This window comes from Arthrobacter sp. H14, assembly GCF_000520495.1.
Taxonomy (GTDB): domain Bacteria; phylum Actinomycetota; class Actinomycetes; order Actinomycetales; family Micrococcaceae; genus Arthrobacter_C.
The window spans coordinates 163,853-175,106 of sequence record NZ_KI914621.1 but is presented as its reverse complement, the minus strand read 5'-3'; the positions used below and the strand labels follow the sequence as shown (position 1 = coordinate 175,106).

Annotated in this window: 9 protein-coding genes; 3 read left to right on the top strand and 6 right to left on the bottom strand. The window is 62.6% G+C overall.

All coding sequences use genetic code 11. From position 1 onward, the window contains the following. Window positions 1–173 precede the first annotated feature (173 nt). Window positions 174–986: a hypothetical protein gene (locus Y707_RS28750; RefSeq protein WP_155852653.1), complete on the top strand. Its 813-nt coding sequence runs from the start codon at window positions 174–176 to the stop codon at window positions 984–986. Here Y707_RS28750 and Y707_RS0103090 read toward each other — a convergent pair. The 5 genes from Y707_RS0103090 to Y707_RS0103070 all read right to left on the bottom strand — a co-directional run bounded on the left by Y707_RS0103090 (window position 983) and on the right by Y707_RS0103070 (window position 7,102). Further along, window positions 983–2,215 (bottom strand): kynureninase, encoded by a 1,233-nt coding sequence (locus tag Y707_RS0103090; protein ID WP_026533991.1) that lies wholly within the window; start codon window positions 2,213–2,215, stop codon window positions 983–985. The genes Y707_RS28750 and Y707_RS0103090 overlap by 4 nt on opposite strands. A gap of 105 nt (window positions 2,216–2,320) precedes the next feature. Further along, entirely contained in the window at window positions 2,321–3,298 is a 978-nt protein-coding gene (locus Y707_RS0103085; protein ID WP_253905035.1) for a trypsin-like serine peptidase, read from the bottom strand. Between the two features lie 193 nt (window positions 3,299–3,491). Continuing rightward, entirely contained in the window at window positions 3,492–4,391 is a 900-nt protein-coding gene (locus tag Y707_RS0103080) for a MaoC family dehydratase (RefSeq protein WP_026533989.1), read from the bottom strand. Beyond that, window positions 4,388–5,728 carry a 3-oxoacyl-ACP reductase gene (locus tag Y707_RS0103075; protein ID WP_026533988.1) on the bottom strand — a complete coding sequence of 447 codons (1,341 nt, stop codon included), beginning with the start codon at window positions 5,726–5,728 and terminating at the stop codon, window positions 4,388–4,390. The genes Y707_RS0103080 and Y707_RS0103075 overlap by 4 nt, the downstream gene beginning before the upstream one ends. Window positions 5,729–5,737: 9 nt before the next feature. Continuing rightward, window positions 5,738–7,102 carry an acetyl-CoA C-acetyltransferase gene (locus Y707_RS0103070; protein ID WP_051441584.1) on the bottom strand — a complete coding sequence of 455 codons (1,365 nt, stop codon included), beginning with the start codon at window positions 7,100–7,102 and terminating at the stop codon, window positions 5,738–5,740. Between the two features lie 65 nt (window positions 7,103–7,167). Here Y707_RS0103070 and Y707_RS0103065 point away from each other — a divergent pair, with 65 nt between their 5' ends. After that, window positions 7,168–7,890: a TetR/AcrR family transcriptional regulator gene (locus tag Y707_RS0103065; RefSeq protein WP_253905034.1), complete on the top strand. Its 723-nt coding sequence runs from the start codon at window positions 7,168–7,170 to the stop codon at window positions 7,888–7,890. Beyond that, on the top strand, window positions 7,887–10,025 hold the full coding sequence (locus Y707_RS0103060; RefSeq protein ID WP_026533985.1) for an acyl-CoA dehydrogenase family protein: 2,139 nt from the start codon (window positions 7,887–7,889) through the stop codon (window positions 10,023–10,025). Before Y707_RS0103065 ends, Y707_RS0103060 begins: the two co-directional genes overlap by 4 nt. Here Y707_RS0103060 and glgA read toward each other — a convergent pair. After that, complete coding sequence (gene glgA / locus Y707_RS0103055; protein WP_035780062.1) at window positions 10,022–11,218, bottom strand: glycogen synthase; 1,197 nt, start codon at window positions 11,216–11,218, stop codon at window positions 10,022–10,024. The two genes, Y707_RS0103060 and glgA, sit on opposite strands and share 4 nt — an antisense overlap. Window positions 11,219–11,254 lie beyond the last annotated feature (36 nt).

Genomic DNA, 11,254 nt, shown 5'->3' with positions numbered 1-11,254 from the left:
CATCCACTGTCCGCCCAAATACACCATCCATTTCGAGAGGCGGAAGTGCATGCCATTATTCGCATTCGCCTATACCACAAAACCTCTTGTACGCTTAATACTTCGGGCTGGGTCCGGCGTCGCCCTTGGCGGACTATTTATTAACCGGCCGCAATAGGGAGGACCAGGGCAAAATGACCAACATATCCGAGTCACTTGACCATGGCGTAAACAACACGCACGACCGCTCCGGCAGGAGAGAATCCTGCGCCGATATGGGAACATCGGTCGGCCTCTCCCAAGGATCGCCCCGGTACGGTATCCGGACCGATGAAGGCACAGGGAGCGACCGCATCGGCGGCACGCCAGCCATCGCGGTCGGACCTGAACATGTGGTCCGGCAGGCGTCCCGGCTCGGCTTGCATCATCTTGCCGCCGCTATTGATCATCGGCTGACCCGTACCTGGGCGGACGAGGATGATCCGCTCACCGTGCGGTTACGCGCCGAGCACCCTGAAACGCTCAAGGAGGCCGCCGAATTGGTTAAGTCCGGCTTGGGCACCAATATGAAATGGCTCAAGGCGGTACAGGACGTTCACGACAGCATGCTCTCACCGGTTACGGAGCGCCGCAAAAGATCGGGCAAAATCCGTTCCGCCACTTGGCAGAGAGGGGCGTTGCTCGTTACCCTGCCGGCGCCAGCAGCATTCGTGATGGCTGCGGGTTTCCCGCTCGAAGCCCTCGTCGCCGTCGGCGTTGGTTCAGTTCTAGTGGCCGCGGTCCTGGGCGAATCAATTACCGCCGGACTGCGGTTGCCCGTTGTGGGAAAGATCCGGTCCACCTGGCTGGAGGAGATCCGGTCGGACATCGTGGATGCCACCTTTCTGGCCTTGCTTCAACGCCGGAATTCCGCCATCGACGCCAGGACGGCCAAAGCCGCCGCGCGCGGATGGCACCACATCCAATTTGTGGCTTCAAAGGTCGACGAGACGCACTCATACCACTAGGCAAGTTGCGCCGCTATGGCGTCGATTCCCCGTTCCACCTCTGTGAAGCTCGTGGACAGGGGTGAAAGACCGAGCCGGATCCCGGTCGGCTTGCGGAAGTCCGGAATAATGCCCTGTTTCCACAAGCGCGCGGTGATCGCCTCGAAGCTGGGATGGTCAACAGTAATGTGGCTGCCGCGCAATTGCTGATCCCTGGGAGAGGAAAGGCTGGCGCCTATTGGGGTCAACCGCTCGTCGACCAAGGCAATTGCGTATTCGGTAAGCCGTATCGACTTCTCCCGCACGGCTTCCATGCCTGCCAAGCCGATGAGTTCGATCATGTCCTGCATGCACAGCATTCCCATAATGGGCGGAGTGCCGCTGGCAAACCCCCGGATACCCGAGGCCGGAACATACCCCTCCCCCATGCCGAACGGGTCCTGGCTGCCCAACCATCCGTGGATGGGCTGCCGGAGCAGATCGTGATGCTTGTCGTTAACGTAGGCAAAGGCCGGCGCCCCGGGACCACCATTGAGGTACTTGTACGTGCAGCCCACGGCCAGATCGACCCCGCAGGCATCCAGGTCGATGGGCACCGCCCCGACAGAATGGCATAAGTCCCAGAGCATCAGGGCGCCGGCCTGGTGAACCAAGGCGGTCAGTTGCTCCATGTCGGCCAAGTGCCCGGACCGGTAGGCAACATGGCTCAGCACCACAAGTGATGTCCGTGATCCGACAACTGCCCCGAGAGCCGACGCCGTCACCCCGCCGTCGAACCCCGCCTCGACCCACCTGACGCTCATTCCCAGTTCCGAGGCGATGCCTTCAACAATGAAACGGTCCGTCGGAAAGTTATCCCGGTCGATGACAATTTCCCGCCGCTCCGGCCGTGCCGCCACCGCAGCCCGGACAAGCTTGTACAGAAGCACCGAGGTGGAATCCGCAACTATGGTCTGTCCGTCAGCTGCTCCCAGCACCGTTTTGCCCAGTTCATTACCGATCTGTTCGGGGAGTGCGAGCCAGCTCTCGTCCCAGCCGCGGATCAGCCGCCCGCCCCACTGATCCTGGATGAAGCTTTGCATTCTCTGCAGCGACGCCTTCAACGGCCTGCCCAGCGAATTCCCGTCCAGATATGCAGGGATGGTCATGTCCCCGACGCCGGCAAACCGGTCCCGGAAAGGCGCGAGCGGATCCGCTGCGTCCAGCTCCAGGGAAGTGGCCATCGGTTGCGCGGTTTGAGCTTTCTCCATGAATTCCACCTTAGCGGCAGCCGCATTGCCTGCTCAGCGCAACGGCCGCAGTCCACGCAGGACTGCGGCCGTTGTGATCGCTTTTGCGAAATTCCTGACTTCTAGTCAGGAATTCGAAGCGTTGGAATATGCACTCTGAATTGAGGAGCCCCAGTACGGACCAAACATGGTGTTCGGCACGCTGGTATAACCGAAGCTGTTCACCGAGTTCTGCACACCGCCCGAGGAATTGCCGATGAACCACGGACCGCCCGACGATCCGCCGGTCATGTCGCATGGGATCCCCTGGGACATGGTTTGGCCGAACGGATCGGCAGTGGCCGTCCCCGCACACGAGTACAGTGACGTTCCGTTGAACGGCGTGCCAGCCGGGTATCCGAAGGCCTTATAGTCGAGGCCGCGTGCCTGATTGAAGGCCACACCCGAAGCACCGACTGTGTCGTTCAGGGAAGCAGTGCCATTGGGGTTCGAGACTACGGCGAATGCGGTGTCGTAGCTGATGTCACCCGATCCGGACCATTGCGAGGTGGTGTAGAGCGATGTTGCAGCCCAAACACCGTAGGGAGCGTTACCGTTCTCGTACGCAGGGACGAAGGCGAACTTGGCGGCCCATTCACCCGCGCCGTCTTTCAAGCAATGGCCGGCGGTGGAGACGGTGTTTTCATTGTTCGAGGCGACCGAATTTCCGGAGCAAACATAATCGGTGCCGCCAAGGGTGAAGAAAACCTTGCCGATGTGCGAGACGGGGGTCTCCGACACCGCACGGTACTGGGCTCGTTTCTTCCGGGAATTGTCGTTCACGTAGGGACGGCTCTCCGGCTCCTGCCCTTGAATGGTTGTAGGGATACCGGCCCGGGAATTGCCAATAGCCGTTTCCTGTTGCGTCGGCATGAGCTCGCTGCCTGGTTTTGCATTTTTCATCCGGTCTTCCGTCCAGTAGGACGTAACCACCGACTCATTCTGAACCTGCTGCTTGGAAGCTCCATCGCTTCGCGGGGTGAAGGACTGGTCGGCCTGTGCTGCAGCACCACCCAGCAACGCCGTCGCCATCATTGCCGATGCGGCGATCGCAGATCCTCTCATGGTCATGGATCTCACGTGGTGTACCTCTTTCATAGATGAAATTGATTGTCGGGAAATTCCGACCTGAAAAGAGGTAGCACGGCAGACGAATCACGGACAATGCAAATCTTCTTTTTCGCCTGTAAAGAACGTAATTTACACGTTTGTTATAGACACCAGCCGAATTGTGTGACATTCTTCCGGATTTAGAGAATTACATCGCGGTCACGGATCCGGAAAAGTGCTTTCGGGAGGAGCGGGGATTCCAGGCCACGTAATCCACTCCCTGCCATTGCTCCTGCCGCTCGTTACGGTCTTTCACAGACAGTGCGACGGTGCCCGGCAGGAAGACCGGTGCCCCGAACTCTATGTCCCAGTTGAATGCCTCGGCCCCGTCCGGCCGCGCCGTCGCCAGGACCCTGGAAGCGAGGTACATGCCGTGCGCTATTGAGCGGCGCATACCAAGCGCCTTGGCTGCCACGCCGCTGAGGTGGATGGGATTGAAGTCTCCCGAGACGGCGGCATAGGACCGGCCGGTGTCCAGACCCAGCCGCCACTGCGCAGTCGGCGCCGGCGGGGCGAAGTCCCCACGACTATCCTGCTCGTCGCGAAGGCTATCGATTCCCGGAAGGTAAACACCCTTGGCCAAATACGTCGACACTCCACGCCATACCAAGTCGGCACCCACCGAAACCTCGACAACCATGTCCATCTGCGTTCCGGCCCGGTGTCCGGAAAGATTCTCCGGCCATGCTGCGATGTCAAGAGGTTCAGTGAACTGAATGGGGCGCGAATGTTCCACATGGTTGCGCAGATGGATCATTCCGAGCAGGGGAAGCGGGAAGTCCTCGTCCGTCATAACGCTCATCGCCACCGGGAACGCCACTGCGTGGATGAATCCCGAAGGCAGCACATCACGGGCGGGTTCATGCAGCAGGTGCTGATACTGCGTCAACCGTTCGACGTCGACTGTTACCGAGTGAACCTCGTGCCGGACCGCCGGCAGCGACAACCTCCGCTGTCCGCCCGTCACCCGATTCTTAGCCGCCGCTCCCGCCGCCGCCAGATACAGTCTGGACAGCGATGGGATCTCCGGCAACCGGACGCTGCTCATGCTCCCACCAGATTCTGCCCGCAGACCCGCAGAACCTGGCCGCTGATGCCGCCGGCGGAGCTGCCGGCGAGGAACGCGACCGTTTCGGCCACGTCTGCGGGCCGGCCACCCTGCTGCAGACTGTTGAGCCTTCGCGCGACCTCGCGCGTGGCCAGGGGCATCCGTGCGGTCATCTCCGTCTCGATGAAGCCTGGTGCGACGGCGTTGATAGTTCCATCCTGATTGGCCAGCAATGGCGCCGTTGCGCGTACCATGCCAATCACCGCCGCCTTCGACGCCGCGTAGTTGGTCTGTCCGCGGTTTCCGGCAATGCCGCTGGTCGAGGCGAGGCTGACTATTCTGGGGGACTTATTGAATCCACCCGAGCTCATCAGCTGCTCATTGATCCGCAGCTGAGCGGCGACATTGACGGCCAGCACCGAATTCCACTTGGACTCATCCATATTCGCCAACAGCTTGTCCCGGGTGATGCCGGCGTTGTGGATGACGATATCGAGCCGGCCGTACCGCCCCAGCGCATGGTCCAGAATCCGCTGTCCGGCGTCGTCGGCGGTAATGTCCAGTTGCAGTGCCGTTCCGCCGATTTCGTTGGCCACATCGGCAAGGTGGTCACCGGCCGCCGGAACGTCAACGACGACGACGTCGGCACCATCGCGCCGCAGGGTACGGGCAATGGCAGCACCAATCCCGCGGGCCGCGCCCGTGACGACGGCGACCTGGCCTGCCAGCGGGCGCTCCCAGTCAGTGGGGACGCTGCCCTTGCCGCTTCCCACCAGGAGGAACTGTCCATCGACGTAGGCACTTCGCCCCGACAGGAAAAACCGCAGTGCCCCGGTCACGCTGGTGGCCGCTGCATCGACGCCGTCGGTCAGGAGGATTCCATTTCCAGTCGCACCGCCGCGCAGTTCATGTGCGATGGACCGGAGTAGACCATCCACACCCTGGCGTGCCGCGGCAACGGCGGTAGGATCTCCTGCCGTTGCAGGGCGCGAAATGCTGATAACCCTGCCTCCGGGCTGCAGGCCTTTCAGCGCTGCGCCCGTTTCCAGAACGGGTGCGGCGAGATCATCCGGATGTTCGATGGCGTCCAGGGCCAGCACAATCGCGCCCAGCTTCTCCTTCGGTCCCGAGTGGCGGCGGACATCCAGGTTCCAGTCCAGCAAAGTGGAAGCGGCCGCGTCGGCCCCTGCGCCCTTGCCGACGACCAGGACAGGACCTGTAACGAGCGGAGCGCCGGGATGGTAGCGGCGAAGATGCGCCGGCCGGGGCAACCCAAGCCGCTTGGCCAGATCCTTGGTGATTCCGGAGTTGACGAGGTTTAGATACTTGTCTCCCACCGTCGCCCCCTAGCGTGCTTCCAGAATGGCAACTACGCCTTGACCGCCTGCAGCGCACACCGAAATCAGCCCTCGTCCCGATCCTTTTTCGTGCAGCATCTTGGCCAGCGTGGCAACAATCCTGCCGCCGGTTGCGGCGAAGGGGTGGCCCGCTGCCAGCGAAGATCCGTTCACGTTCAGCTTGCTCCGGTCCACCTTGCCAAACGGCTTGTCCAATCCAAGGCGTGTGCGGCAGAACCCGGCGTCCTCCCACGCTGCGAGAGTGCTCAGTACAGTGCCGGCGAAGGCCTCATGGATCTCGAAGAAATCGAAGTCCTCCAGGGTCAGGCCGTTCCTGGCCAGCAGGCGCGGTGCCGCGTAAACCGGAGCCATCAGCAGGCCTTCCTTGCCATGGACAAAGTCCACGGCGCCCGCCTCCGCATCCACGACGTCGGCCAGGATGGGGAGGTTGCGGCTGCGGGCGTAATCCTCGGAACCCAGCAGGACAGTGGACGCCCCGTCCGTGAGCGGTGTCGAGTTTCCGGCTGTCATGGTTGCGCCTTGACCGAGATTCTTACCGAACACCGGCGACAGCTTCGCCAGTTTCTCCATGGTCGTATCCGGGCGCATGTTCGAGTCCTTGGACAGCCCCCGATATGGCGTGACCAGGTCATCGAAGAACCCTCGCCCGTAGGCGGCGGCAAGGTTCCGGTGACTGGCCAGGGCCAGTTCATCCTGGGCCTCGCGGCTGATTTCCCAGTGCGCGGTGGTCAGTGCCTGGTGCTCTCCCATGGACAGTCCGGTACGGGGCTCCCCTGTCGACGGCGCGTCGGGAGCCAGATCTTTGGGACGGAGCTTGCTGACTGCTGTGAGCTTCTCCTTCAGCGACTTGGCACGGGAGACGCTGAGCAGCACCTCGCGCAGGCCCTCGCTGACGGCGATAGGTGCGTCCGATGCCGTATCCACGCCGCCGGCAATGCCGGATTCAATCTGGCCGAGCTTGATCTTGTTCGCCAGGCCAACCACGGTTTCCAGTCCTGTTGCACAAGCCTGCTGAACGTCGTACGCCGGTGTTTCGGCGGACAGCGCGGAACCAAGGACCGATTCCCGCGTCAGATTGAAGTCCCTCGAGTGCTTCAGGACCGCACCGGCCGCGACCTCGCCGATCCGCTCGTCCTGCAGGCCGAACCGCGCCACCAGGCCATCAAGGGCTGCGGTGAGCATGTCCTGGTTGGATGACCGCGCATAGGCGCCGCCCGTCCGGGCGAAAGGGATCCGGTTCCCGCCAATGACAACGGCCTTGCGCCGGACGCCGGAGGCACCTGTGTCCGCGGGGTTTTGCTGCCCGCTTGTTGCCGCCGTCTGCTGTATGTTGTTCCCGCTTGAATTGTCCATAGGTCTCTCCTCAAGAGCACGGAAGATTGTTACTGATACTTAGCGTACCTGATACGCTGGGTATCGTGAATAATCCGCACCACCTTGTCACCAACACCGAGGACGGACGATCCTCCCGCTGGGAGGCCCACCGCACCCGGCGCCGAATTGCGCTAATCAAATCCGCCCGCCGCGCCATCCATGAATTGGGCTACGGCGCTTCCATGGACGAGATCGCCACGGTGGCAGGAACGTCGAAGTCGGTTTTCTACCGTTACTTTGGGGACAAGGCCGGCCTGCAGGAGGCCATGGGCGAAGTGGTCATCGGTCAGATGCAGGAAAAACTTGTGACAGCCGCCCGGACGGCACGCACCGCCCGAGAGGGGCTGCATGCCATGGTTTCGGCGTATCTGCAGATGGCCGAAACATCACCGAATGTCTACACGTTCGTGACCAGGACAGATGGCCTGGACGCGCTGACCAATCCGACGGACGCGGAGGCTTCCGGCACCTTGAGCCATTTCTTTGCCTCCATCCGGGAAATGATGGAGGCGCCGATGCGGACCTACCTGCAAAACCAGCCCGAAGCCTATCTCCACACCACCATCGCCTACTGGCCCACCGCCGCCATCGGGCAGGTCCGCGCCGCCGGCGAACTGTGGCTCGGCACGCCGGAAGGACCCGGCAAACCGGGCCGCGAAAACATGGCGGAACACATCACCCGCTGGCTGTTCGCCGGCATCTCCATTGACATACCGGACACAGCATCCGGCCCACACGAAACGACCAGACAGAAGGATCATCAATGAGTCAGGTAACCGCTGCCACGAGGAGCACCATTCCCGCAAAGAATGCCGGGCCGGAACCCGTGTACGACGACGACAGCCAGGCCGGCGTCGACGTCGCCGCATTGGGCGCGGCGTTGCTGGGCCGCTGGGCGGATGTCCGCCGCACCGCGCGCGAACTGGCTGGCCGCGATGCCGTTCACCGCATCGAAGGCCAGTCGATGGCTGAGCACCGCAAGCGTGTCTTTGAGCAGATGCATTACCTCGTTGAACATAAGGCAGTTCACCGCGTGTTTCCGAAGTCGCTCGGCGGCGGCGAGGACCACGGGGGTAATATCGCCGGCTTCGAGGAGCTCGTGATTGCGGACCCGTCCCTGCAGATCAAGGCCGGCGTCCAGTGGGGTCTGTTTGGTGCCGCCGTCCTGCATCTCGGCACTGAAGAGCACCACGAAAAATGGCTCCCTGGCATCATGAACCTGGAGATCCCGGGCTGCTTCGCGATGACGGAAACCGGCCATGGCTCTGATGTCGCCAGCATTGGCACAACGGCCACCTTTGATCCCGACGCCGATGAGTTCATTGTCAACACGCCGTTCCGGGCCGCGTGGAAAGAATATATTGGCAACGCCGCCATTGATGGCCTCGCCGCCGTCGTCTTCGCCCACCTGATCACCCAGGGCATCGACCATGGCGTCCATGCCTTCTACGTACCGCTCCGAAACGGAGAAAAAGAGTTCCTGCCCGGCATCGGCGGCGAGGATGACGGGCTCAAGGGCGGACTGAACGGCATCGACAACGGCCGCCTGCATTTCACCAATGTGCGGATTCCACGGGCCAATCTGCTCAATCGCTATGGCGACGTCGATGAGCACGGAACATATGCCTCCCCCATCGCCAGCCCCGGCCGGCGCTTCTTCACGATGCTGGGCACCCTGGTCCAGGGGCGCGTTTCACTGGACGGTGCCGCCGTCGCCGCCACCAAGGTGGGCATGAAGATCGCCATTCACTACGCTTCGGAGCGGCGCCAGTTCAACGCCTCCTCTGATACGGCTGAAGAGGTTATCCTCGACTACCAGCGGCACCAGCGCCGCCTCCTCCCCCGGCTGGCGACGACGTACGCGGCCAGCTTTGCGCACGAGGAACTGCTGCAGAAGTTCGACGACGTCTTCTCCGGCGCACATGACAGCGACGAGGACCGTGAAGACCTTGAAACACTCGCCGCCGCGTTCAAGTCGCTGTCCACCTGGCATGCGCTGGACACACTCCGGGAGTGCCGCGAGGCCTGTGGCGGCGCCGGCTTCATGGCCGAAAACCGGCTCACATCACTGCGCGCCGATCTGGACGTCTACGCCACCTTTGAAGGCGACAACACCGTCCTGCTCCAACTTGTGGCCAAACGCCTGCTGGCGGACTACGCCAAGGAATTCAAGAACGTCGATTTCGGCATGATGGCGCGCTTTGTCGCCGAGCAGGCAACAGAGCTGACGCTGCACCGGACAGGACTGCGGCGCGCCGTGCAGACATTCGCGGACAGCGGCGACGAACGCCGTTCCGCGGTCGCCCTGCGCGACGAGGATGCGCAGCGCTCGTTGTTGACAGACCGTGTGGAGACGATGGTCGGTAACCTCGCGGGCGAGCTGAAGGTTGCGGCCAAGATGCCGAAGGAGCAAGCGGCGCAACTGTTCAATTCACAACAGAACGAACTCATTGAAACGGCTGTCGCCCACGCCGAGCTGCTGCAGTGGGAGGCCTTCACCCGCGGTCTGGACACCATCAAGGACGCTGGGACGCATGAGGTTCTGACGCGGTTGCGCGATCTGTTCGGCCTCTGCCTGATTGAACGGAACCTGGCCTGGTACCTGATGAACGGCCGCCTATCGAACCAGCGTGCGCGTACCCTGGGCGATTACATTAACCGTCTGCTGGCACGCCTGCGTCCGCATGCAGTCGACCTGGTGGACGCCTTCGGTTACGAGCAGCAGCACCTGCGGGCCCCCATTGCCAGCGGCGCCGAGAAGGAACGCCAGGATGAAGCGATGGCCTATCAGCGCAAGGAACGTGCCAGCGGCAACGCGGCCATGGACGAGAAAATCCTGATCGAACGGGTCAAGTCCGCCGGGAATAAGATCAGCAAGAAGGCGCCGAGGAAGAAAGCCTAGTCCAGCACGGACTCGTAAACGCCGATGGTGGTCTCCGTGATGGCCGACCAGGAGAAGTGCTCCTCCACCCTTTTCCTGCCGGCCTCACCCATCCGGTGTGCCTGGTCCGGATCGGCGACGACGGCATTGAGTGCGCCGGCGAAATCCGCGACGAACTGTTCCGGATCCGTTGGCGTCCCGCTGCCGTCGGTGAGTTGCTCAAGCGGCACCAGGGTTCCGGTGACGCCGTCGTCAATCACTTCCGGGATGCCGCCGGTGGCGCTGGCGACGACGGCCGTACCGCACGCCATCGCCTCCAGGTTCACTATGCCGAGCGGCTCATAAATGGACGGGCAGGCGAAGACGGTGGCGGAGCTGAGCACCTGCACCAGTTCCTCACGGGGAAGCATCCGTTCGACCACGAAGACGCCATCGCGTTCGGCGCGGAGTCCATCGATCAGCGTGGCGACCTCCGCTGCCAGCTCCGGCGTGTCCGCCGCACCGACGCAAAGCACCAGCTGGACTTCCGGCGGCAGATAGGATGCCGCGCGGAGCAGATAGGGAACGCCCTTTTGCCTGGTGATCCGGCCGACAAACGCCACGCTCGGCCGGTCCGGGTCGACACCCAGGGCACGGACGGCATCGTCATTCCCGTCGGGTTGCCACTGCTGGACGTCGATCCCGTTATGCACCACATGGACCTTGTCCGGATTCACCCGCGGGTAGCAGCGGAGGATATCCGCGCGCATCCCCGCCGAGACGGCGATAATTGCTGCCGCACTCTCGTACGCGGTCCGCTCCGCCCAGGACGACAATGCGTAGCCGCCGCCGAGCTGCTCCGCTTTCCAGGGGCGGAGCGGTTCCAGGCTGTGGGCGCTGAGAACGTGCGGGATACCGTGCAGCAGCGAGGCCAGGTGACCGGCCATGTTTGCGTACCACGTATGTGAATGCACCAGGTCGGCGCCGGCGACATCGGGAACAATGCGCAGATCCACGCCGAGCGTCTGAAGGGCACCGTTGCTTTCCGCCAGGTCCGCCGGAACCTCATAGTTCTGGACCTGAGCGCCATGGAAATCCTGCGGCCGGGCGGCGCCGAAACACCGCACCCGCAGGTCCAGCTGACGGGCCAGCACACGGCTCAGCTCAGCTACATGCACACCCGCCCCGCCGTAGATCTCCGGTGGGAATTCTTTTGTCACAATATCTACACGCACCCCTCCAAGGTAGTGCAGTCAATGCTTCTCATCTAG